21 protein-coding genes are annotated in these 24,240 nt (G+C 37.5%); 12 read left to right on the plus strand and 9 right to left on the minus strand.

From position 1 onward, the window contains the following. Positions 1 to 16 precede the first annotated feature (16 nt). Both hemC and hemA read right to left on the minus strand, forming a co-directional pair. Complete coding sequence (gene hemC / locus MKJ01_RS15795) at positions 17 to 925, minus strand: hydroxymethylbilane synthase (protein ID WP_241615064.1); 909 nt, start codon at positions 923 to 925, stop codon at positions 17 to 19. Further along, the gene (hemA, locus tag MKJ01_RS15800) at positions 912 to 2,186 is read right to left on the minus strand and encodes a glutamyl-tRNA reductase (protein WP_241615065.1); all 1,275 of its coding nucleotides are present in this window, start codon (positions 2,184 to 2,186) and stop codon (positions 912 to 914) included. The genes hemC and hemA overlap by 14 nt, the downstream gene beginning before the upstream one ends. Before the next feature lie 391 nt (positions 2,187 to 2,577). Between hemA and MKJ01_RS15805 the strand changes: the two genes are divergently transcribed. The 7 genes from MKJ01_RS15805 to MKJ01_RS15835 all read left to right on the plus strand — a co-directional run bounded on the left by MKJ01_RS15805 (position 2,578) and on the right by MKJ01_RS15835 (position 8,922). Further along, positions 2,578 to 3,603 (plus strand): rod shape-determining protein, encoded by a 1,026-nt coding sequence (locus tag MKJ01_RS15805; RefSeq protein WP_027381028.1) that lies wholly within the window; start codon positions 2,578 to 2,580, stop codon positions 3,601 to 3,603. 26 nt (positions 3,604 to 3,629) lie between these two features. Then, positions 3,630 to 4,484, plus strand: coding sequence for a rod shape-determining protein MreC (gene mreC / locus MKJ01_RS15810; RefSeq protein ID WP_241615066.1), 855 nt, complete (start codon positions 3,630 to 3,632; stop codon positions 4,482 to 4,484). After that, positions 4,477 to 4,983, plus strand: coding sequence for a hypothetical protein (locus MKJ01_RS15815; protein WP_241615067.1), 507 nt, complete (start codon positions 4,477 to 4,479; stop codon positions 4,981 to 4,983). Before mreC ends, MKJ01_RS15815 begins: the two co-directional genes overlap by 8 nt. Continuing rightward, positions 4,980 to 7,019, plus strand: a complete 2,040-nt coding sequence (locus MKJ01_RS15820; RefSeq protein ID WP_241632694.1) for a penicillin-binding protein 2 — start codon at positions 4,980 to 4,982, stop codon at positions 7,017 to 7,019. Before MKJ01_RS15815 ends, MKJ01_RS15820 begins: the two co-directional genes overlap by 4 nt. Next, on the plus strand, positions 7,016 to 8,245 hold the full coding sequence (gene rodA / locus MKJ01_RS15825) for a rod shape-determining protein RodA (RefSeq protein WP_241615069.1): 1,230 nt from the start codon (positions 7,016 to 7,018) through the stop codon (positions 8,243 to 8,245). Before MKJ01_RS15820 ends, rodA begins: the two co-directional genes overlap by 4 nt. Before the next feature lie 96 nt (positions 8,246 to 8,341). Beyond that, complete coding sequence (locus tag MKJ01_RS15830; RefSeq protein WP_241615070.1) at positions 8,342 to 8,548, plus strand: pentapeptide repeat-containing protein; 207 nt, start codon at positions 8,342 to 8,344, stop codon at positions 8,546 to 8,548. Between the two features lie 143 nt (positions 8,549 to 8,691). After that, positions 8,692 to 8,922, plus strand: a complete 231-nt coding sequence (locus MKJ01_RS15835) for a pentapeptide repeat-containing protein (RefSeq protein WP_241615071.1) — start codon at positions 8,692 to 8,694, stop codon at positions 8,920 to 8,922. A gap of 101 nt (positions 8,923 to 9,023) precedes the next feature. Here the strand turns inward: MKJ01_RS15835 and MKJ01_RS15840 are convergent, their stop codons facing one another. Together MKJ01_RS15840 and MKJ01_RS15845 are read right to left on the minus strand one after the other, a co-directional pair. After that, a complete protein-coding gene (locus tag MKJ01_RS15840) occupies positions 9,024 to 9,737 on the minus strand; it encodes a C40 family peptidase (protein ID WP_241615072.1) in 714 nt (237 codons plus the stop codon). 337 nt (positions 9,738 to 10,074) lie between these two features. Further along, complete coding sequence (locus MKJ01_RS15845) at positions 10,075 to 12,270, minus strand: glutamine synthetase III (RefSeq protein ID WP_241615073.1); 2,196 nt, start codon at positions 12,268 to 12,270, stop codon at positions 10,075 to 10,077. Positions 12,271 to 12,481: 211 nt separating this feature from the next. Between MKJ01_RS15845 and MKJ01_RS15850 the strand changes: the two genes are divergently transcribed. From MKJ01_RS15850 to MKJ01_RS15865, 4 genes are all read left to right on the plus strand, one after another. Continuing rightward, entirely contained in the window at positions 12,482 to 14,953 is a 2,472-nt protein-coding gene (locus tag MKJ01_RS15850; RefSeq protein WP_241615074.1) for a toxin-antitoxin system YwqK family antitoxin, read from the plus strand. A 178-nt stretch (positions 14,954 to 15,131) separates the two neighbouring features. Continuing rightward, positions 15,132 to 16,817, plus strand: a complete 1,686-nt coding sequence (locus MKJ01_RS15855; protein WP_241615075.1) for a hypothetical protein — start codon at positions 15,132 to 15,134, stop codon at positions 16,815 to 16,817. 116 nt (positions 16,818 to 16,933) lie between these two features. After that, positions 16,934 to 17,413, plus strand: a complete 480-nt coding sequence (locus MKJ01_RS15860; RefSeq protein WP_241615076.1) for a DinB family protein — start codon at positions 16,934 to 16,936, stop codon at positions 17,411 to 17,413. A gap of 118 nt (positions 17,414 to 17,531) precedes the next feature. Then, on the plus strand, positions 17,532 to 19,373 hold the full coding sequence (locus tag MKJ01_RS15865; RefSeq protein ID WP_241615077.1) for a M1 family metallopeptidase: 1,842 nt from the start codon (positions 17,532 to 17,534) through the stop codon (positions 19,371 to 19,373). Between the two features lie 72 nt (positions 19,374 to 19,445). On the opposite strand, the gene MKJ01_RS15870 is transcribed toward MKJ01_RS15865, so the two are convergent. Together MKJ01_RS15870 and MKJ01_RS15875 are read right to left on the minus strand one after the other, a co-directional pair. Beyond that, positions 19,446 to 20,279 carry a M23 family metallopeptidase gene (locus MKJ01_RS15870; protein WP_241615078.1) on the minus strand — a complete coding sequence of 278 codons (834 nt, stop codon included), beginning with the start codon at positions 20,277 to 20,279 and terminating at the stop codon, positions 19,446 to 19,448. A gap of 2 nt (positions 20,280 to 20,281) precedes the next feature. Then, positions 20,282 to 20,884: a hypothetical protein gene (locus MKJ01_RS15875; protein ID WP_241615079.1), complete on the minus strand. Its 603-nt coding sequence runs from the start codon at positions 20,882 to 20,884 to the stop codon at positions 20,282 to 20,284. Positions 20,885 to 21,044: 160 nt separating this feature from the next. Between MKJ01_RS15875 and MKJ01_RS15880 the strand changes: the two genes are divergently transcribed. After that, positions 21,045 to 21,803, plus strand: a complete 759-nt coding sequence (locus MKJ01_RS15880) for a type III pantothenate kinase (RefSeq protein ID WP_241615080.1) — start codon at positions 21,045 to 21,047, stop codon at positions 21,801 to 21,803. 12 nt (positions 21,804 to 21,815) lie between these two features. Here MKJ01_RS15880 and MKJ01_RS15885 read toward each other — a convergent pair whose 3' ends face one another. Genes MKJ01_RS15885 through MKJ01_RS15895 form a run of 3 tightly spaced genes read right to left on the minus strand, consistent with a single transcriptional unit; the run spans position 21,816 to position 23,844 of the window. Further along, entirely contained in the window at positions 21,816 to 22,247 is a 432-nt protein-coding gene (locus tag MKJ01_RS15885; protein ID WP_241615081.1) for a nucleoside deaminase, read from the minus strand. Continuing rightward, positions 22,247 to 22,870, minus strand: a complete 624-nt coding sequence (locus tag MKJ01_RS15890) for a hypothetical protein (RefSeq protein ID WP_241615082.1) — start codon at positions 22,868 to 22,870, stop codon at positions 22,247 to 22,249. The genes MKJ01_RS15885 and MKJ01_RS15890 overlap by 1 nt, the downstream gene beginning before the upstream one ends. A gap of 53 nt (positions 22,871 to 22,923) precedes the next feature. Further along, complete coding sequence (locus MKJ01_RS15895; protein ID WP_241615083.1) at positions 22,924 to 23,844, minus strand: YafY family protein; 921 nt, start codon at positions 23,842 to 23,844, stop codon at positions 22,924 to 22,926. Positions 23,845 to 24,240: the final 396 nt, after the last annotated feature.

Here is a 24,240-nt window from a genome sequence, read left to right on the forward strand (position 1 = left end):
TTTAAAAAAAGAAGGATTACAGTTGGCTTTTGATTTCTGCCATCAGTTCTTTCCCCCCGTTCTCAAGAACAATTTTTGCAAACTTTTCGCCGAAGTTTTCGTCCTTATTGTAGACAAAGTTTTCGTCAGTGGCAATGCTGTTTTTTCCGTCCAGGGAACAAAGTGCCGCTTTGAAACGGATCTGATCCTCAAAAATCTCAGCAAAAGCACCGATAGGAGCCGTACAGCCTCCCTCCAGGGTACTTAGGAAATTTCTTTCCATTTCTACGCAGATCTGGGTAGGTGTATGGTTAATGGAACTAAGAATTTCGTTGATCTCCTTTTTATCCGAATGTCCGGCAACGGCAATCACACCCTGCGACGCTGCAGGAATTAAAAATGGCAGCATTTCATAATCAATGTCCATTTTCATTCTCTTGATTCCGGCTAATGACAGGATAGTTGCATCGAAATCTCCTTCTTCCAGCTTCTGAAGGCGTGTCTGGATATTGCCTCTGATGTCAGAAAACTCAGCATTTGGGAAATTTTTTAACCAGAATGCCCTTCTTCTCAGGCTGCTTGTGGCCAGTTTAAGTTCGTGGAATTCTTTATCACGGGCAGATTCTTTCCTGATTAAAACATCCTGAGGAAAATCTCTTTCTAGATGGGCAACCAATTCGATGTTCTCCGGTAGCTGCGTAGGGACGTCTTTAAGAGAATGGACGGCAATATCAATTTCGTCATTCAGTAACGCAATATCAAGATCTCTGGTGAAAACGCCTGTAATCCCTAACGAGTAAAGAGGCTGGGTAAGATTTTTATCGCCTGAAGATAATATGGGAACGATTTCCGTTAAATAATTGTTGTTTTGAAGATGTCTCGCTACTTCTCTTGCCTGCCAAAGAGCAAGGGCGGAATTTCTGGTCCCGATTCTAATGCTTTTCATTGAATTCGTTGTTTGGTTGTTCAACTAATATTTCGTGCATTAATTTACTAATTTCTTCGGCTTTTAAAGGATTATCAATAATATATTTTGCGAAACGGTTGGTGATTTTCTGAATCATTTTATCAGAAAGCTCCATATCCGTGATATTTATGTATTTATTTTTTTTGTAGAAATTGTGCATTTCATTACGTTCCATGTTCTTTAAAACAGCTTTGAAATGATGGATGTTCGGAGCCAGTCTTCTCTTTTTCTCCCACTCAAGGAAATCTTTAGTCATTTCTTTAATGATTTGCTCCGCTTTTGGGATTTCTTTTTCCCTCTGCTGAATGGTTTCCTGAATTTGTTTGGAGAGTTCATCCACGCCGATCAGTGTTACATTTTTATTTTCGGTAACGTCTTTTTCAACATTGTGCGGAATCGAAAGATCGATGACCAGTGTTTCCTTTCCGTTCGGGAAGTGCGATTTGTTTACAATCGGATGTCTTGCTCCGGTAGCGACAATAAGAATATCCGTGTTTTTTAATTCCTGATCGAACTCTGCATAATCAATATGCGGGATATGGTATTTTTCAGATATCTTCTCAGCCGTTTCCTGTGTTCTGTTCGTGATTTTTATTTTTGGCTGATATACATGTTTGACAAGGTTCTCTACCGTATTCTGTCCGATTTCACCAACTCCCAAAAGAAGAATGTTCTTCTCTGTGATTCTTTTCTGATTATTCAGGATGTAATGTACGGCGGCATAAGAGACTGACGCTGCGCCATTGGAAATTCCGGTTTCGTTTTTTATTCTCTTGGAAATCTGGATAGCAGAATTGATTGCTCTTTCCAGAAAAGGATTAGAGTTTATTCTCTCTTTCCTGAATCGGTTGTATGCTTTTTTAATTTGGCCGATAATCTCAAAATCTCCGATGATCTGGCTTTCCAGACCGGCTGCTACTCTAAAAAGATGGGTTAAGGCCTCTTCTTTTGTCAAAATATTCGCGAACGGAAGAAAATCCATTAGGTTGACTCCTACGATCTTGCAATATTCTTCAGCAACCAACAGATAATTAGGGGAAGTGGTATAAATCTCGGTTCTGTTACATGTTGAAACCACGAAGGCGTCCCCTAAATCCTCATTATGAATCCGGGAAACAAAGCTTTTAATGTTTTCGTCAAAAAATGCAAACTTTCCTCTCGTTTCCGCATCAGCCTTTTCGAAGCTAACCGAAAGCACTGCAAAATTCGATGTTTGATGAATATTAGAATACTGTAACATAAGCGTCGCAAATTTACGGTTTTTTTAATATATGATCTGCTGATAATCTATATGATAATTATCGTAAAAAACTATTCCGGCTGATTTTGAATTTAAAAATTAGTATTTATACAAGAATCGGGATCCCGTTAAGAGTGATAGTAAATTAATAATTTGCATTAGATATAAGATTGATAATGTTCTTACCTCTTAAAATTGTTGACTTTACTGACTGTTTTCTTATGATTTCAATCTTGAATCTGCTTGAATCAAGGCTTGTAAATACTTAAATTAAAAGTTAATAAAGACTTTAAAATTTTAATAAAATTTTAACCAAATTATATGCCCGTGAAATTTCTCTGGTGGTGTTAAATTCATATCTTTGTAATTCTTTAAAAAATCAGAAGGAAATATGAGTTTATTTGATATGTTTACGCAAGAAATTGCGATAGACCTTGGTACTGCCAATACCTTAATCATCCATAATAATAAAATTGTTATAGATCAGCCGTCAATCGTTGCAATTGAGCGTTCTACGGGAAGGCCGATTGCGGTCGGTGAGCAGGCAAAGCATATGCAGGGTAAAACTCATGAGGACATCAAAACGATCCGTCCGTTAAAAGACGGGGTAATCGCAGATTTCCATGCTTCTGAGCACATGATTAAAGAGTTCATTAAAAAAATTCCCGGGATTAAGGGGAAATTTATTCAGCCGGCACTGAGAATTGTGATCTGTATTCCTTCTGGGATCACTGAAGTTGAGAAAAGAGCGGTAAGAGATTCTGCTCAAAAAGTTAATGCTAAAGAAGTTCGTTTGATTTATGAGCCAATGGCAGCTGCAATTGGTGTCGGAATTGATGTACAGAAACCTGAAGGGAATATGATCATCGACATAGGCGGCGGTACTACAGAGATTGCAGTTGTTGCATTAGGTGGTATTGTTTGTGACAAATCCGTAAAAATTGCAGGCGATGTGTTTACAAACGATATCGCATATTACCTGAGAACTCACCATAATCTTTACATCGGAGAAAGAACTGCAGAGAGAATTAAAATCGAAGTAGGTTCAGCTGTTGAAGATTTGGATGTTGATATCGAAGATATTCCGGTACAGGGTAGAGACCTGATTACAGGGAAGCCTAAAGAAATTATGGTCGGATATAAAGAGATTGCAAGAGCACTGGACAAATCAATTATCAGAATTGAAGATGCCGTAATGGAAACGCTTTCTTTAACTCCTCCTGAATTAGCAGCTGATATTTATAAAACAGGTATTTACCTTGCCGGTGGCGGTGCTCTTCTAAGAGGCCTTGCGGACAGGTTGCATAAAAAAACCGGTCTTCCTGTTTTCGTGGCGGAAGATCCGTTAAGGGCAGTGGTTCGCGGGACGGGGATTGCCCTTAAGAATATGGATAAATTCAATTTCCTTATCAAATAATAATTTAACTTTACGAACATATCTGAATGGGATTTTTGCTGAGATTATTTTCGAAGAATGCACTTTTTGTCTTCTTTATATTTCTGCAAAGTATTGCTCTTGTGCTGATATTTTCTAAAAATGCCATGCAGAGATCCTGGATTGCCGGTCAGTCTGCCGCACTGAATTCATGGGTTTCAGGATATATTGATGAAGGGGTTTCGTATCTTAAGTTAAAACAGATTAACGAAGATCTTGTTGCGCAAAATAAATCTTTGATGCTTGAGCTTTACGGAAAACAGGGTACGAAAAATCCACAGTTCAGAAAAGTTCATGATACAGTGGGGGGCGGACAGATCTATACCTTTGTAGATGGGGAAATTGTTTTCAACAGTATTAACCGGAGAAACAATTACTTTACGATCAACAGAGGCCGACGGGATGGCGTATTTCCGCAAATGGGTGTCATGTCTCCGAAAGGTATTGCAGGTATTGTTATCAATTCTACAGACAGTTATGCTTTAGTACAGTCAGTCTTGAGCGTTAATAAAATCAGGATAAATGCCGCGCTGAAAAGCTCCGGATATTTCGGGACTTTAACGTGGAACGGTGATAATTCCAGGGTAATGCACCTGGCCGATATCCCCAAATATGTATCGTTAAAGATAGGAGATACTGTGGTGACAGACGGAAAATCTGCTATTTTCCCGAAGGGAATAATGGTTGGAACTATCGCTGGATATTCTGTTGATAATAAAACAGGATTCTGGGATATTTCAGTAGAATTGAGTGAGAAGATGGGAGCGCTGAATAAAGTTTATGTTGTTAAGAATCTTAAAAAGGCTGAAGTACAGAAGATTCAGGATACCCTACAGACCGTAATAAAAAAGGAAAATGATTAGCAGAACGTTATTTACAGATATAATAATCATGGCTTTCCTGGTCGCACTGCAAATTTTTGTACTGAACAGGATTGTACTTTTCGGAAAGTTTACACCGGTATTATACCCTGTATTTGTTATGTTCTATCCTTTTTTCAGAAATAAATTTCAGTTTTTAGCTTTGAGTTTCCTGATTGGCTTATCGATTGACACCTTTCTGCAGACAGGAGGTATTAATGCGTTTGCAACTACATTGATTGCTTATTTCAGGACCTTGATTTTCAGGACCTCAACAGATACTTCTACCGATTTTTTCTCTTTTCAGTCCCTTCAATGGGCGCAGTTTTTGCTGTTTTTATTTTCAAGTATCTTTTTACATCAGCTTTTGGTACAATATATAGAGTTTTTTAAGCTGAGCAGGTTTTTTGAAATATTATTTAATGTTTTGATAACAAGCATTATTTCATTCGTATTTGTTGTTATCTATGCATTAATATTTAAAATCAAACAAAAAGTTTGAACACACGTTATTTAAAAATTTTTTCCGTCCTAATTGTAATTGCTTTAATTTTTATAGCGAGGCTTTCTTATTTGCAGCTATTTACAGACCGTTATGCGCTGAATGCAGCTAATACTTCCATTAAAACTGAATACGTTATTCCACAGCGAGGCGTGATCTTTGACAGAAATGGAAAAATCATGGTGGGAAACCAGCCGGCCTATGAAATTTCATTCACCCAAGCCTTGATGAAGCCTGATTTTGATACGATGGCTTTCTGCAGCCTGATGAAAATCAACAAACAGGATTTCATAAAAAGGATTACTCTTATTAAACAGGAAAAATATTATTCCAAGCTTACCCCAATGACTTTTATTAAAGATCTGAGCAGGGAGGATATTGCAAGGGTTCAGGAAATTATATTTAAATATCCGGCCTTCAGTATTGTTTCAAGACCTCAGCGACAATATGAAGTCTCTACTTCCGGAAATCTTCTGGGGTACACGAGTGAAGTGAATGAAAGAGAAATAAAGAAAGATTCAACCTACTACCTGCCGGGAGACTTTATAGGAAAAACGGGTATTGAAAAAGCATATGAAAAGGAACTCCGTGGCGTAAAAGGAGTGAAATATATCCAGAAAGATATTAAGCTGCGTAATGTAGGGCCCTATAAAAATGGGTCGCTGGATAAAGATGTTATCACCGGGAAAGATATTACGCTTACCATTGATTACGATCTTCAGAGAATGGCAGAAGAAATGCTCGTGGATAAGCATGGAGCCATAGTAGCAATAGATCCGAATAATGGCGAAGTTCTGGTTGCGGCGACAGGACCGGATATTGATCCGAATTTATTTACAGGTCCTAACAAATCAAAGAATTTATATGCCCTGTCTAAAGATACCATTTACGAAAACAAACCGACTTTCGACCGTTCCTTACAGGCAGCATATCCTCCGGGATCTACTTTTAAACTATTAACTGCTTTGGCAGCCATGCAAATGGGAGTGATGGATGAAAATACCATTTTCCCTTGTGGAGGCGGATTTTATTACAAAGGAAAAAGAATTAAAGGCCATGGAGGAGCGGATCCGTTGATCCCTTCGATTCAGGTATCCAGTAATTGTTTTTTCACATACGCTTTTATTGCGATCATTAAAAAATATCCTGGAAATCCTTCAAAAGGAGTGGATGAATGGAAAAAAATTATGAGCAGCTTTGGAGTCGGGGAATTTTTAAATAATGATTTTGCGGTAGGAGCGAGAGGAAGTATCCCTTCAGGAGATTTCTATGAAAAAAGATTTAAGGCAATTATGAAAGCCAGCGGCTCTACCAGAAAAGATTATAAAAACTGGGATGAAATGTCAACCGGGGCTATTTATAACGGAATGGGGCAGGGAGATGTTCTGGTAACACCGCTTCAATTGGCTAATTACGTGGCTGCTATTGCGAACAAAGGTTGGTATTATACGCCTCATATTGTAAAAGCAATTGACGGAAAGCCAAATCCGGACCCAAGATTTAAGAAAAAACATCAGACACTTGTTGATAAGAAACATTTCGATCCTGTACTTAGAGGGATGGAAGCTGTGGTATTAAGGGGAACAGCACACGGACTGAAATCAAGTGATTTTACGCAACTGGCAAAAACAGGGACGGCACAGGTTCCGCAGGGAAAGGATAACTCCATCTTTGTTTTGATCGCGCCTGCTGATAAGCCTAAAATTGTGATTGCTGCCGTTATGGAACATGCCGGATTCGGAGCTACATGGGCAGGACCGGCAGCAACAGTCATTGCAGAAAAATATATTACAGGTGATGTAAAACGTGAACATTTATACAAAAAAATGATTACTTCGAGTTTCATGCCTGAATATAAAAGACAATGGATTGCTGATCTTAAACGCAAAGGCCTTTATAAGCCGAGTGAGGATTCCATTAAACAAAAAAGAATCATGGATAGCCTGAAGCTTGTTAAAGAGCAAAAGGAAAAACTTCAGAAAAAGATAGACGAAGAAACAAAGAATGCTAAGAATACAAAAAAGGGTAAGCAATGAAATGGGCGGAAGGAATAGATAAATTAGGTCTTGGCTTATATTTTTTGCTTTGTATTTTTGCAATCGCAAATATTTACAGCGTTGACCAGAAATTGGGAGAAAAACAATTGCTTTTCTTTGGGATTTCCCTGTTTGTCGGAATTGTAATTTTCGTCGGAAGAAGTAAGTTCTTTGAAAATATGTCGGGAATCATCTACATCGGAGGTGTCCTGCTTCTGATCGGTCTTTTTCCTTTTGGTAAAGAAATCCTCGGCCAAAAAAACTGGTATAAATTCGGAAACTTTACCATGCAGCCCGTAGAGTTTGCCAAAATCGGTACTGCTCTGATGCTGGCCAACTATGTTTCCGGACCGGAGTTTAATTTAAAAAACAGAAAATCCCTTTTAACTACTCTTGCAATTGTAGGGATACCTGCAGTCGTAGTTCTGGCCATTCCTGATGTTGGTTCGATGTTAGTGTTCATTGCATTTTTCATTGCTTTGTATCGTGAAGGCCTGAATGGGTTGTTGTTTGGTATAGGATTTCTTTTTGCTGGTGTTTTTCTTATCTCTTTAGCAGTTGATCCAATTTGGGTTGCTCTTACCATTGTTCTTTTTATAGGAGGCTGGATTGCCATGAATTATTATAAAATGTCTTGGAATGTGATTTCTATTTCGGGTATCGCCGGATCTGTAGTGATCTTATGCGGGCTGGCTTTCGGTTCACCCTACATTTTAGAAAAATTGCCTAAGCACCAGAGAGAAAGAATCGAGGTATTGTACAAAGGGGAAAAAGCATTCAGAGATACTTCAGGTTATAATTTGTTATATTCAAAAACAGCTATCGGCTCAGGCGGGCTTTTAGGAAAAGGCTACCGCGAAGGTTCGGTAACACAGGGGAAGTTTGTTCCTGAACAGGAAACGGATTATATTTTCTGTACGGTTGGGGAAGAATGGGGATTTGTAGGAAGTGCTGTCCTGATTCTTTGTTATATGATCTTTATCGGACGGATCTATTACCTCGCAGAACAGCAGAAATCAGCTTTTAACAGGGTATTTGGTTACTGTTTCGGTTCAATCCTGCTCATGCACTTTACCATCAATTTAGGGATGGTTATGGGCCTTTTCCCTACGGTAGGAATTCCTTTGCCTTTCTTTAGTTATGGAGGGAGCTCACTGCTCGCCTTTTCAATGATGACTTTCATTTTCTTTAAGCTGAATTATTCGGATAAAAACAGCCTGGTATAAGTATCGAAATCTGACACCATATGTCAAATTTACTAAGCCAAATTTTGATTTGAAAATTAGTCGTCTTCAGTATAAATTTAATTTACCTAAACCTTTATGAAACCTGTTTATATTTCCGCCCGGGATTTTGAAAATATCAATTTCGGGGAACAGCCCTTTGAGAAAGGAGAGTATGAAAACTGCGTGTTCAGAAACTGCAATTTTGAATATGCTGATTTTTCGGGGTTCAGTTTTAATGACTGTGAATTTACCGGTTGTAATATAAGCATGGTGAAGCTGATTTCAACTGCATTCCGGAAGTAATTTTTAAAGAATGTAAAATGTTCGGGTTCCAGTTTAATGACTGCAATGAATTTGGCCTGTCATTTACATTTGATCATTGCCTGCTGAATAATTCTGTCTTTTATAAAACATCCATAAAGAAAACTGTATTTAGACATTCAAAATTGATAGAAGTCGATTTTTCAGAATGTGATCTGTCAAATGCTTCATTTGGCTATTGTGATTTATCCGGAGCAATTTTCGATAAAACCAATCTTGAAAAGGCAGATTTCCGTATGGCGGTCAATTATTCAATAGAACCTGCTCAAAACAGGCTTAAAAAGGCGAAATTCTCGCTTTCCGAAGTTCATGGGCTTCTTTCCCATCTCGGTGTTGAAATTGATAAGAACAGCTGATAATAAGGGTTAAGAACCGCCGAATGAACAAGAAAGTCTGTGCCATAAAAAAAACCATCAAAATTTTTGATGGTTTCATTATTTAAATCAATTACTTAAAATTAAAAATTTGTTCCGTTTGTGGCTGGAGTTGTCGTTGCAAGGTTATTGTATGCTTCTCCGTTCTCATTAATGATTCTTTTTCCGAATCTGTATTTTGGGCCCCAGTACGAGTCATTAAGCGATGAAATCATTACGCCTTTTGAAGTGGCTGCATGGATAAATTTAATCTCACCATCTTCCGTCACGCTTTCTACGATGCCCACGTGAGAAATTCTTCTGCCGTGAGAAAAGAAAATAAGGTCACCTTTCTGAAGATTTTCTTTTTCAATTTTTTCTCCTTCCTGAGACTGTGAAGCGGCTACTCTTGGTAAACTTAATCCTGCTGCTGCCCCGAAAACTGAAAGAACGAATGCTGAACAGTCAATACCGTTTCTGGTCATTCCGCCATATCGGTAAGGTGTTCCCAAATAGGTCTGGGCTTCTGTTAAGATATTGTCGATTGTCTTATTGTGTCTGATTGCCTTGGCTACTTCAGAATTTTTAATGGAATTTCTGGCATTTGCTAAAGAAGCTGCTTTTTCTGCAAGAAATGAATTGATCAGCTGCTGCTTATCCTGCTCCATTTTGTTGGTTTCAATAGAAGCTAGTTTGGCATCTGTTTTGTATTCTTTAGCGTAAGTTGCTGGTTTTGAAACCTCGTAATTGGTAACACATGATTGCAACGATACTGTAGAGACAAAAGCAACTAAATAAAACAAAACTCTTTTCTTCATATATATTTGATTACCGTGTTAATAAAAAGGATTAATATTTTCAAAAGCAGTACAAAAATATGTAATCCCTTTAAAAGGACTTTGATATGATTATTATCAGGTTCTGTTTTTAACACATTTTAACGTATTGTCTAAGTATGTTAAAGAAAAATAAACCGCGACAGCCTGTTTTAGGTGAGTCAGCGGTTTTTTTTATTAAGATTCTTTAACAAATTAATCTTCATTACTGAATCTGATAGGATATAATGTTAATAACTCTAATTTTTAAAAGATGAAATACATAAAAAACTCCCCGGAATTTCCGGGGAGTTTCACTAATATGGAACTTTACAAAATGTTATTTGGTAAATAACATTTCTCTGTATTTAGTCATTGGCCAAAGCTCGTCGTCCACCATCATTTCAAGGTTGTCGGAAGCTTCGCGGATTATGTCAAATAACGGCTTTACTTTATTACAGTAATCTTCTGCCTGTTTCTGGCTTTCTGTCACTGCTTTTGCTGCTTCTCTAGCTTTAATAAGGTCTTCGACACCCAGCTTGATCGTAGAAACATTTTCAGAAATATGGGTAATCAGGCTCATCTGCTCTTTTGCCAATGATCTGAATTCTTCATCTCCGAATATTTCTTTAAGGCCTTTTACGTTTTCAATTAATCTGTTCTGGTAATTTAAAGCGGAAGGGATGATATGGTTTCTGGCAATATCACTCAATACTCTTGCTTCAATATCAATAACCGTAGAATATTTCTCCAGCTTGATTTCATTTCTGGCTTCAACTTCCCTGTGATTGAAGATTCCTATTTCTTCATACAGATCAAGGAATTTCTGGTCCATTTCCTGCTTCAGGGCTTCGGGAGTGGTTTTCCAGTTGTTCAAGCCTCTTTTTTCAGCTTCTAACGCCCAGTCATCAGAATATCCGTCACCTTCAAACATAATGTTTTTACACTGCTTGATGTATTCTCTTAATATATTAAATATGGCCTCGTCTTTCTTTAATCCTTTTTCGATCAAAGCATCCACTTCTTTTTTAAAGTCGCTTAGCTGTTTTGCGGCAATTGTGTTCATTACCGTCATGGATTCTGCACAGTTTGCAGAAGATCCTACCGCTCTGATTTCGAATTTATTTCCCGTAAAGGCAAACGGAGATGTTCTGTTTCTGTCCGTATTGTCTAATAAAATTTCCGGGATTTTACCGACAACATTTAATTTTAAATCTGTTTTTTCATCCGGAGAAAGCTTTCCTTCGGTTACTTTTTCAAGCTCTTCCAATACTCTGAACAGCTGGCTTCCGATAAATACAGAAATAATTGCCGGTGGAGCCTCGTTCGCACCTAGTCTGTGATCGTTGCTTGCTGAAGCAATACTTGCTCTTAAAAGGTCAGCATATTCGTGTACTGCTTTAATCGTATTAACAAAGAATGTTAAGAACTGTAGGTTTTTTTTAGGATTTTTCCCCGGGCTTAACAGGTTTTCTCCTGTATCGGTCGCCAAAGACCAGTTGTTATGCTTTCCGCTTCCGTTTACACCCGCAAAAGGTTTTTCGTGGAATAAAATATGGAAATGGTGTCTGTGGGCAATTCGTGCCATAACATCCATTAATAAAGAGTTATGGTCAACAGCAACATTCACTTCTTCAAACATCGGAGCCAGCTCAAACTGATTTGGAGCTACTTCATTATGTCTTGTTGTTACAGGAATTCCCAGCTTCATGCATTCGATCTCTAATTCTTTCATGAAGTTCATGACTCTGGTAGGAATAGATCCGAAATAATGGTCATCCAGCTGCTGTCCTTTTGCAGGAGAATGGCCTAATAATGTTTTACCGGTTAAAACCAAATCCGGACGGGACTGATATAATGCGGAATCAACCAGGAAATATTCCTGCTCCCATCCTAAAGTAGGTGTTACTTTGGTTACATTTTTGTCAAAATACTGCATTACATTAGTTGCTGCCTCATCTACGGCATTCAAAGCTCTCAAAAGAGGAGCTTTATAATCTAATGTTTCTCCTGTATAAGAGATGAAAATAGAAGGAATACATAATGTAGTTCCCATGATAAATGCCGGAGACGTAGGGTCCCATGCAGTGTATCCTCTGGCCTCAAAAGTATTTCTAATACCGCCGTTCGGGAAAGAAGAAGCGTCGGGCTCCTGCTGGATCAGTAAGTTTCCGCTGAATCGTTCGATAGCTCTGCCTCCTTCGATAGGTGTGAAGAAAGAGTCGTGCTTTTCAGCAGTGCTTCCTGTCAATGGCTGAAACCAGTGCGTGTAGTGGGTAACTCCTTTGCTCATGGCCCAGTCTTTCATTGCTACCGCTACCTGGTCTGCAATATGTCTCTGGATCTTTGTTCCTTTTTTCATCGCATCCAAAATAGACTGGAATGCTTCTTTCGTTAAATATTCTCTCATTGTTTCCTCTGAGAACACATTTTGACAGAATAATTCTGACAGTTTCACAGGTACTTCAACAGAATTATCTTTTCTGAAGTCCTTAAATGGTAAAGTTTCTAACGCTTTGAATCTTAAAGTTGACATATTGGGTAGGTTTTTTACAGGGCAAATTTACAAAAAAAATGGATTGAAACTGATTTACCCCTATTTTTTTAGTAATAATTAATTGTTAAATTATATAAAATTTGAATTCACCCTGTGCGATTACAGGTGTGTTTGGAGAATTTAGGCTTTTAACTCTCAATTTAATTACTGAAGCTAAAAATTTCTTATTTTTGAGTAAACTCCTTTTCAAATGATTAAAAAAAATATCCTTTTTACCGCCATCTTATATAGCCAGATACTATTTGGTCAAAAATCAGAACCTTTTTATTATGATAAAGATTGGAAAGTCACTACAAAATCCAATGCTTTATATTATAGGCAGAATCCAATGAAAGAAGTTGGTGAGTTGGTTTTATTGCAGGATTTTTATATCAACGGAACGCCTCAGTTTGAAGGATATGTTTTAAAGCAAAACGAGAACGCATATGTTGGAGACATTGTCTGGTATGATGAAAACGGGAATGATGAGAATTTCAATCAATATCGAAATGATACTAATACTCTGACGTTACAATATTATTATCCGAATGGAAAAGTACGAAAGAAAGTTCAGTATAAAAATGGGGTCAAAGAGGGTGAAACTATAATTTATGGTACGGACGGAACTGTTTTGATGAAGGGAATTTACGCAAAAGGAAAACCTGAAAGCGGAAGTTTTGAAAATATAAGGAATAATGAAGATTATAGGTCTGTAAATCAGGATCTTGAAAGTTCTGGACCCAACGGTTCTTATAGTACCACGGATGCTCCAATAGTTGAGGTTGCTGCACCAAAAATGCTTGACACTATCGTGAGTGTTGAGATGAATAATCCTTCGAAGAAACGCGAAAAGAAAAAAACGGTTTCACAAAAAATATTTTGGGCAAATTCAAAGCAATTGGCTCAGGAGAGAATTTATGCGGTTGATGGAGATTATTTTAAATTAATCGAACAGAAAAATTATGAGAAATCGGGAAAACTAATTCAGGTATTGGATGAAGCCCACTTTTACGAATACGGAAGTGATATTACAAATGGATTGAATTATGAATATTATCTTCAGAATAATTTTGCAACAGAAGTCCAGTCAATTATAAAATATGTGAATAAATTAAGGTCAGGAAAGTCATTTTTTTATTTCCCAAACGGAAAAATTCAAACCGAAACTACATATAAAGAGGGCGGAAAAGAGGGTGAAGAAATCGTTTATGATGAAAGCGGAAAATTAAAAAGCAAAAGAATTTATAGAGAAAATGAACCTTTTAACGGTAATTTTGATGAACGTACCGGAGGGGTTTTTGTTAATTTAAATTATATAAATGGTTTGAAAGTAGATGAAGCTGTTGCGAAAGATGAGGACGGTGAAGTCATTGCTAAAGGGATTTATAAAGATGGAAAACCTTTCAAAGGAACTTTTGTCGAAAAAATGGATGACCGCTCTGATGATTACAAATTAATTAATGTTGAAAATTTCAAAAAAACCGGATTGCAGAAAGTCTTCGCCTACAGGCTCGAAAATTTAAAAAAAACATATACCGTTAAAGATCAAAAGCTGAGCGGATTGACCACTTTCTATAAAGATGGTAAGGTTGTGGGAACCTTGGAATATAAAAATGATCTTCCCTACAATGGAACTTTAGTGCAGGATACAAAAACTTCAGTTTATAAAGATGGAAAAATCTCTGAAGAAACTTTTTTTCAGGATGATTATAATAAGGGTGGAATTCAAAAACAAAAACTTTATGAAAAAGGAATTCCTGTGAAGATCAAAGATTATTCATACACTATTTCAGAAAAACCTCAGTCATTTTATGAGGGGATTTTAAAAAACGGAAGCCCTTTCTCGGGATATTTTGAAACTGAGGGCAATCGCGAATTCAAACAGGTCAATTACTTTGAAAACGGAATCTTAAAATTTCAATACTCCAATGATTATCTGAAAAACATGGATAATTATGCGCATCAGGTTTATAACATTAAATCTACATATAGAGACGGAAAAATTTTTGACGGCGTAAAATACAATCCCGGTGAAAAGCAATTTGTCTCCAGATACTGGAAGAATGGAGTTTTACAGAGCTTCGACTGGGATTTGTTTGCGATGCATTATTTTAATAGGCTTCGTTTTGAACTGAAAAATAATACGATCGAAATCAGTGATATGCAGGCGAACAGAAAAGCGGAAATTAAAATCGATCAGTCTAAAAACACTTTCAATAAACAACTTTTTATCGACGGTAAATTGATTGATTCTACCAGAGAAGAATATTTAAATTCAAAATATAAAGAGGCTTTAGTTCTTTACCGTGAACAAGACGGGAAAATTATTGAAACAAAAGTCGATCCGGCTGATCAATCGATCGAACCAAGTGAAGGAAGGGAACTGTTTTACAAGGTTTATTCAATGGTAAAAGAATCGTCAGGTGTACAGGAAACCTTTAATGGGTTATCCGAAAGATTTATTTCAGATAAATTTAAAGAAGAAACGGATGAAAATGAAATTATTACGGGCCATCAAACTGATGCAGAAGGTAAACCTAAAGATGGGATTGTTATCACGCCAACTCAGGGTAATACCTATATGTTACAATTTTACATGAACCGAAAATTGATCAAAACTGTAGAAAAAGTGGGTTTCAGCAAAATAAAAGATGAATTAAAGAAATTAGAAAAGTTAGATTAACTACGGTTTCCAAATGTGAATAAAAATTATTCTACTTCTCTTTCATAATGTAAGGACAAGTATTAATTTTAAACCATTTAAAAATTTAGTTTAAGAGTTAATCCTCTGAATTTAAACTAAATATAATGTTAAGATTATTTTTTGTAACTTAGCAGACTTTTCATAAAAAATTTAATATATGACAAATTCTAGAGCAAGAGAAACTACCGAGGCCATTGAAAGACTTTATATTTCTATGAGACACCTGTTTTATAGAGGTTTTTTCAAGCCAGGCGGAGTTTCCGGAGAAAGCATTAGAAGTTTGTTGAAAACGATCAATCCCGAAATTTACGGTACCATGAGCATCCCGAGCAAACTGGAGCTTGATGGTTTGATGTATGTTTTAGACAGGCTTCCGGAAGGAATAGAAGAATGTGCTTTCATTCATCTTACTTCAGATGAAGGGTTTGATAAAGGAAGTTTTGAGCCGATTGTTCCTAAAAAGAGAAGAAGAAATTGTTACAGGATCGATGAGCACCAGATGAATATAGAAGTTCTTTTAGGGCGTTCTGAAATCTATGATATCCTTACCCATTTAACATTTTTATTTATCGAAGCCGATAAAATCAGGAACCTGGCTTTTGTTCAGGATGAAAACTGGAAACCGACACGTGCTTTCAAGATTATTGAAGAAGTGGTGAAAGGTGAGAAAAAATTCAGCAGAAGGGAAAAAGAAGTTGCCCTGATTCACCTGTCCTCTTTAATAGGGAGAACGTTTGATGAAACATTGAGGGCCTATAATACATTCGGGGATGATAATAACCCTGACCGCCTGTTTAAAATTATTTATAATCTGGGAAAAGTAAGCCTGGAAGACGCAAAACAGACGAGAGAAAGAGAGATTCATTTCAGTGCTATTCTGAAAGAAAGAGTGGGGCATCACTATTTCGGGGAAAAATGGGCCAATAAAGTAAAAGAGGTCTTGTATGAAAATGATCTTCACATGCGTCCGTTGCATATTATTTCAGCCAATATGCACTCTGTTAAAAACATGCTGTACTCAAATGATGCGCTGAAGAAAAAAGATCACAAGCAGGTAGATTACAAGCTGTATGCAGATATTTCTGATAAAAAAGAACTTCGTGATAAGGTTTCCAAATATGCGGTTGATGAAGGGATGATTTACATTAACGATAAGAGCGGAAGTAATATTGATGTTCAGATTATTGATTTAAGTAAGACCAATCTTAAAAATACGCCCTTTAATGATATAAAGTACGACGGAGACGATGTGATCATGGTTTTCGATTATGCTTTCGGTGAGCAGGCTTTTGAAGTGATGGATGAGTTGCTGAGGCCTTTTGAACAGAAAGGAGAAGTATATATGATGAAAGTGAAGTCCGTTTCCATTATGGGGAAAGCAGGAATTCTGGCAGGTGGAAAAGGGGACATTATGATCCCGACATCGCATATCTTTGAAGGGACGGCAGATAACTATCCGTTTGAAAATGCTTTAAAGCTTGATGACTTTGCAGATGATGAATTAAAAGCATTTGAAGGTCCGATGATTACCGTATTAGGAACTTCGCTCCAGAACAGAGATATTCTTTCTTATTTCATGAATACCTCATGGAAAGCCATCGGGCTTGAAATGGAAGGAGCACATTATCAGAAAGCCATTCAGGTCGCTTCAAAGATCAGGCATCATATTACCCCTGATCTGTTTGTAATGTATGCGTATTATGCATCGGATAATCCTCTGGAAACGGGAAGTACGCTTTCTTCAGGAGGCTTGGGGCTGACAGGTGTAAAACCGACCTACCTGATTACGTTAAGAATCCTTGAAAAGATTTTACGAAGCGGGAAAAAAGAGCTTTTTTCTTAAAACCTACTTTAAATTAAATATAGCCTCAGATGTTTTCCATTTGAGGTTTTTTTATGAAAAAATCTGCCGATTTAGTGAAAGAATAAAATTAATTATCTTTAAAAAAATTAAAACTAATGAGCTCAACTTTACAATTAGCTAAAAGATTCAGAGAAGTTTTATTGGATGGTTTGTGGATTGCCAATACGAATTTTAAAGATCAACTTTCAACCGTAAGCTGGGAGCAGGCAACAATGAAGATTGGTTCTTTGAATACGATTGCAATGCTGACTTTTCATGTGAATTATTATATTGAAGGGTTAATTAATGTTTTTGAAGGTGGTGATTTGGAAATCAGAGATAAATACAGTTTCGATCTTACACCGATTGAGTCTCAAAATCAATGGGAAAAACTTTTAACCAAACTTTGGAATGATGCTGAAAAGTTTGCCACATTATTAGAACAAATGCCCGACTCTAAAATGGATCAAACTTTTGTTAATGAAAAATATGGAACATACCTGAGAAATATCGACGGAATGATTGAACATTGTTATTATCATTTGGGTCAGATTACTTTGATTAAAAAATTAATTAACAATGCTTACCCTGTATAATACTCAGGAAATATTTTAACAATCAAAACTAATTTCAATCTAAAATCAAACCTCATCATAACTCCACAGATGAGGCTTTTATTTTAATTACTTATCTTTAGAAAAAAATAAATTTTAAATGAAAAAATCGGTTGTCATCCTTTTTGCGTTTATCATTTCTCAGTTTCAGGCGCAGCAGGGAGCCTATTATCAGCAAAGTGCGAAGTATAAGATGAACATTGATGTGAACGCTGAAAAATTTACCTATCAGGGAAATCAGACTTTAGAATATACCAACAATTCACCGGATGAACTCAAGGTCGTATATTTTCATCTGTACTGGAATGCTTTTAAACCCAATTCTATGATGGACCAACGTGTGGCCTCACAGGGAAAAAACGGGGATTCCAGATTACAGAAAGACGGAATTTCCAGGCTTGCATCGATCCCGAAGGATCAGGAAGGAGCACAGAATATCCACTGGATTAAGCAAAATGGGAAAAGCCTTAAGTTTGAAGTTCAGGAAACGGTGATGAAAGTGTATTTGGCAGAATCCATCAAACCAAATTCCAAAACAACCTTTACGATGGATTGGGATGCGGTGATTCCTCAACAGATCAGAAGAAGCGGCAGAAATAACAGGGAAGGCGTTGATATGACCATGACCCAATGGTATCCTAAAATTGCAGAATATGATTATGACGGCTGGGCAACTTTCGATTATATCGGAAGAGAATTCCATGCACCGTTCTCAGATTTTGACGTGACCATTAAAATCAATAAAGATTATGTAATCGGAGCAGGCGGAATTCTGGAAAATCCGACAGAAGTGAAGGGTTATGATACCGGTGCAAAAATTAAAGCAGAGAAAAATATAGCCACCTGGAGATGGACCGCCAAGAACATCCTGGATTTCGCCTGGGCTGCCGACAGGGATTATATTGTAAAAAGTTTCGACGTACCTCAAGGTCCGAAAGTTTTCCTGGTGTACCAGAATAATGATAAAACTAAAGTTTGGGAAGAAGCTCAGCCTTATCTTACTAAATATTATCAGCTGATGAACGCTCATTTCGGGAAATATGTTTACCCTTCCTACGCTTTCATCCAGGGTGGTGACGGCGGAATGGAATACGGAATGTGTACCATGATTTTGGGAGAAGCCAACAATATTGAAGGATTAATGGGATTAATGGCTCACGAAGGTGCTCACTCGTGGTATCAGCAGATGTTGGCGACGAACGAACCGATGCGCCCGTGGATGGATGAAGGTTTTACGAGTTATGCGGAAGGATATGTGATGAACCAGCTGTTTCCTCCTGCAGAAAAGCTTCCGAATCCGTTTGTCAATTCATTGAATGCCTACAGGAATTTTATTAAAAAAGGAATTGAAGAACCGGCAGCCTGGTTAGGCGACCATCATGACAATGGGACTTCTTACACCTATGCCTCTTATGTGAAGGGAGAGCTGTATCTTGTCCAGTTAGGCTATATTATGGGCGAGCAGAATTTAGCGGAAACCCTGAAGCAATATTATGATGAATGGGTCATGAAGCATCCTTCAGACCGGGATTTTCTGCATATTGCGCAGAAAGTGTCGGGAATGGATCTGAAATGGTTTCATAATTACTGGATCAACACTACGAAAACGATTGATTACAGTATTAAAGATGTGAAATATGATGCAAAATCTACCACCATTACTTTGGTAAATAACGGGCAGGTTCCAATGCCGGTTGATTTCAGTGTCGTCACTAAAGATAATAAAGTGGTCAATTATCAGATCCCTATGAATATGACCCATACCTGGAAAGAGAAAGATGTCTATGGGGAATTTAAAACAATGCCTTACTGGCCGTGGACGCAAAAAGAATATTCGATAACGGTTCCTTATATAAAAACTCAGCTGACGGCTTTGGGAATTGATATCAGCCAGCGGATGGCAGATGTGAATCCAGATGATAATGTTGTTGAGGTAAAATAAAGATTAATGACAGATAAAAGTCCTGAAGAAATTTTCTCCAGGACTTTTTGTAAAGGCATTTATGTCTTGGGGCTAATATTGTTTAAGATAGGTTTTCTTTTCCGTTAAATATTCGGATTTGGTGCCGTCTTCTGTTCTGAAAAGGGTCTTCAGGGTGTTCTTCTGTTTCGGTTTTGAGGCATCCGGAAGAAAGCATACGAAATGCAGGTGAGGACCGTTGGTCCAACCTGTATTTCCGCTTAAGGCGATCACATCTCCTTTTTTAACCAGGTCTCCTGCTTTTACTTGTACGCCGTTTTGCTTGAGATGGAAATACTGGGCAATGGTTCCGTCGGAATGCATAATGGAGACATAATTGGCAAGATGAGCACAACTGATACTTGGGCATCCGGTGTTATTACTCTGCACTACATCAATAACCTTTCCTTCTCTGGCTGCGGTAATTTCCGTTCCTTCCGGCATCGTAAAATCCAGCGAATTTTCGTTTTGGTGAGAAAAAGTACCATTATATCCCTGATACATCAGGAAAGATTTTCCCTTTTGGAAAGGAAGGTCGTATACATAATCGGAATTATAACTTTTTATGGTAGCATCACCCGCCAGGGTATAATAATTCGGCATTTTTCTAATTTTCCAACCTTTTTTCCTGTCGGTCACGATAAAAGTGATCAGTCTGTTTCTTTTCGATTCCGGAGGAAGCACTTTAACCGTTTCAAATTTTCCCGGAGTTCTTAAATTTTCAAGCTCCGGCTGTCCGGTAAAAGATATAGAAACAGGATATATTTCACTGTTATCTGCATAATAAGTCACGGTGTCCTGCTTTACTTCCGTATATAGCCGGGCAGGCTTCTGTGAATATGCTGTCAGGGACAAAATGATAAAGCCAGCAATAAATAGTTTTTTCATATCTAATTAATCTGGAATTGTCTGACCATCCAGTGGTTGGAGTGATGTTGGATCAGGTCATTCTTCAAGGTTTCGTCTCTGGTATTCAGATAGGTATAGACTTTTAAGGGAACAGAATCAGGATAGTCTTTTAAGCCTTGGATGAGAACGGCTTTTGCTTCTTCTTTTCTTTCTCCTCCATCTAACGCTTCGTATTGATAGATATAGATGATGGCAGGGGTTTTACTGTATACATTTTGTATTTCGTCTTTCAGCAGCTTCATCGTTTCGATCTGGACTTCAGGATTCGGTTTTTTTCCTGTTGCTGCAGTCTGGCTGATATGCTGCTGGTACATCAGGAACAGTATTAAGAGATGGCGATTTTTGGTTCCCGGCTCAGAAGCCAGCTTCCGGAATTTTTCTATCGTTTCCGGATTCATCTCATCATTTTCAGCCTGCAGGTTCTGTTCATAGAATTCATCCAGAAGGGTATAGATGGTTTTATCATTCCCGTCAATTTTGGATTCTTTTTTTATTTTTTCAAATACCTCTTTTGCAGCTGCGGCCGTCTGTGAAAATGCATAGATGCTGAAAAGAAAAAATAATAACAAGACCGTTTTTTTCATGAAATTGTTTTAGGGCTTAAATATAATTAATTTGATTAGAATTATGAGGTTATCATGCCTTTCATTACACATCTATTAATGATCAGGCTGACATCATTCTTAAAAGAAAAAGAATCATTAATTTTACACGATATAAATATGCTTCTATCAAATTAAATAAATGAAATCCATCGTAATCAATATTGGCAACAGCAATATACGCTTCGGGCTTTTTACAGATGATAACTGTGATGTTTCCTGGGTGATCAATACAAAGCCATACAGAACCCCGGACGAATTATTTGTTCAGATGTCAATGTTGTACCAGACGTATAAAATCGAACCGAAAGAAATCTCTAAAGTGATTATCGGTTCCGTTGTGCCCCAGCTTACCAAGGTGATGAACGCAGCGATCAAAAAGATTCATGATGTGGATCCCGTTATTGTAGACCGGAATACGCCGTCAGAAGTGGTGGCAAAATCCAAACAGATGGGAACGGATATTTATGCCAATCTTGTGGCAGCACATAACTTATATCCGGACAGAAAGAAAATCGTGCTGGACTTCGGGACGGCGCTTACCGCGAGCTGTGTAGCAGAAGACGGTGAAACATTGGGTGTAATTATTGCTCCGGGAATTATTACCGCTTTAAATTCACTGATCAGCCAGACCGCCCAGCTTCCTGCTATCGAACTGGTAAAACCGAAAAGCGTATTGGGATTGGATACCGTAACCTGCATGCAGAGCGGAATGGTGTACGGGTTTTTAGGAATGGTAGAAGGTTTTATCGACCGTATTAATGCTGAGGTAAATGATGAATGCTTTGTGATTGCTACAGGAGGCGTTTCTCACGTGTATAAACCTTTGACTGATAAAATCCATGTGATGGACCGGTTGCATACGCTGAAAGGATTATATTTCTTAGGAAAAGATAAATAAAGAAAGTTTTAATTATCTCTTCGTTTTGAAAAAATCCTTAACAATTGAAGAGCATTCATGTTCCATAATTCCGGTCACGATTTCTGTTTTCGGATGAAGGGTGAGATGTTTATTGATGAAACCCCGCTGTTCGTCCCTGGCTCCGATTACTACTCTTGAAATCTGGGACCAGGAAAGTGCTCCTGAACACATGACACAGGGTTCCAACGTTACATATAATGTACAATCTTTAAGGTATTTTCCACCCAGAAAATTTGCAGCGGAAGTGATGGCCTGCATTTCGGCATGGGCTGTTACGTCATTAAGCGTTTCCGTAAGATTGTGGGCTCTCGCAATAATGCGATTGTTGGAAACAACGATACATCCAATAGGCACCTCATCTTTTTCGAATGCAATTTCGGCTTCATGGAAAGCCATTTTCATAAAATATTCGTCAGTAAACATTAATCAAAAGTCATTGTGAGTGGAAGCTTGAAACGGTATCTTACGGTATTTCCTTTAAAAATTGCCGGAGAAAATTTTTCAGAAACAGAGTAGATGGCAATTTCGGCCTGCCGGTTAAATGTGAAATTAGTTCCCTGTGCCTGAACATTGCTGACGGTGCCGTCTTTTTCTACAATAAAAGCAACGTTGGCTTTTACGGTTTTTTCTTCAGCATATACACCTTCTGTATAGAACAGATTGGCTACTTCCTGTCTCAATGCATTGATTCCGCCGGGATAATCTGCTGACTTCTCGGTTACAGAAATAAGATCCGGCTGATTTCCCTGAATAATATTTTTATTATGAAGCTTCCCGAGATCTTCCAGGTTTTTCACTTTCAGCAGGGCACCAATTAATGCAGTATTTTCTATACTGTCCATTTTTTTCATGAAAAACAGGAAATCATTTTTTATGGCATCTTTAGAAAGAATATTGGTTTCAGTTTCATATTTTTTTTTAAACTCATTATTAAGAAGCAAACGGTGGTGATTGTAATAATTCTTTACATTCCTGAACTCTTCTGTCTGCTGAGAAAAGCACAGAGATGAAATAACACAGAACAGAAAGAGGAAAAAGGATTTCAATTTGATATATTTATGTAAATGTAACTAAAAAATTCTGAAATGTAACTTATATTTCAGCTGTTCAGATAGTTGTTCAGTGATTCCTGAAGATGATTGCGGACGTCTTTTACCAGGCCTTCCGGTTCTAAAACCTGTACTTCTTTTCCGTAAGACAGAATCTCCTGCATAAAATCATAGGTTGGATGAAGAAAGAATTCAAAAAAGATTTCTTCCGGTGTCTCTCTGGTCTCTTTCTGTGACTGGTGAAGCGGGAAACTTCTGATGTATTCTCCCTGATGACGGCTGCATTTCAATACGATCCTTTCAGGGTTCTGCTCTGCGAGGTTCATCACGCCAAAAGCATTTTTAAAATGTTCCCTGAAATTATATTTGTATTTTTCCCTGAACCGGTTTTTGGTGACATCCAGATAATTGATGCGGTCAAGGCCGAAGGATTTCAGCATTTTGTCTTTCGTGTCAATGGCAATCAGGTACCAGCGGTCTTTGGATTCTTTAAGAGCAAGTGGATGAACTTTCCGGGAGGTCATGAGCTTATTTTTATAATTATAATGCTCAAAGAATACAATTCTTTTATTACGGATGGCAAAAAACAGATCATAAAAATGCTCCACACCAGTGGGTTTCCTGCTTTCAAAAAAGATAAAATCTGCAAAATCCGGATGTACATTCAGTGCATTGCTGACCTGGAAAGATTCCAGTAATTTCTGGTTGTATTCATCCACTTCCATAATCGGGCGGCTTTCGATAAAATAGCGATTGTCTCCTTTCTTTTTATTGTGAATGGATAGGTTAAAAAGATCTGAAATTTCCCGGATATCCCGCTGCAAAGTACGGATTGAATAGCTTTTAATATCTGCATCCTGAAATTCGAAAGAATTCAAAAGATAGTCTTCCAGCTGTGAATAGGTAGCGGGAGCGCTTTCCAGTCTTTTGATAATTAAAGCATATCTTGTCAGGTAAAAATCTTTTTTCATTGCTAAAGTTTCTACCACAAAGATATATGGTTAATGCGACAAAAGGTGTCGTGTTTTATTTTAGATTTAAAATTAGTTTAAAAATTACTGATTTATCCCAATCTAAAATACCTCCACTTACAAGTATTCCAACGATGATTTCAATAATTAATGAAATGATAAATCCTAAAGCATAGCCTATAAATACGCACCGTCAAGCGAGTCAAACATAAGATTCAATTCTTAAGCTTTTTGTAGATGTATTTGTGCTTTTTGAAAAAAAACGCCTCAGTTGTGAGACGGTTTCATATTTATAAAATATGTCTTAATTACTTAAAAAATGACACTCTCCCACAAAGTGTGTAAGTTAAAAAGTCAGGGCTTAGATTTTATAATCTGAGCCTTTCTTCAAAAATA

Origin of the sequence: Chryseobacterium sp. SSA4.19 (assembly GCF_022601875.1) — a bacterium.
In the GTDB taxonomy this organism is placed as follows: Bacteria; Bacteroidota; Bacteroidia; order Flavobacteriales; family Weeksellaceae; genus Chryseobacterium.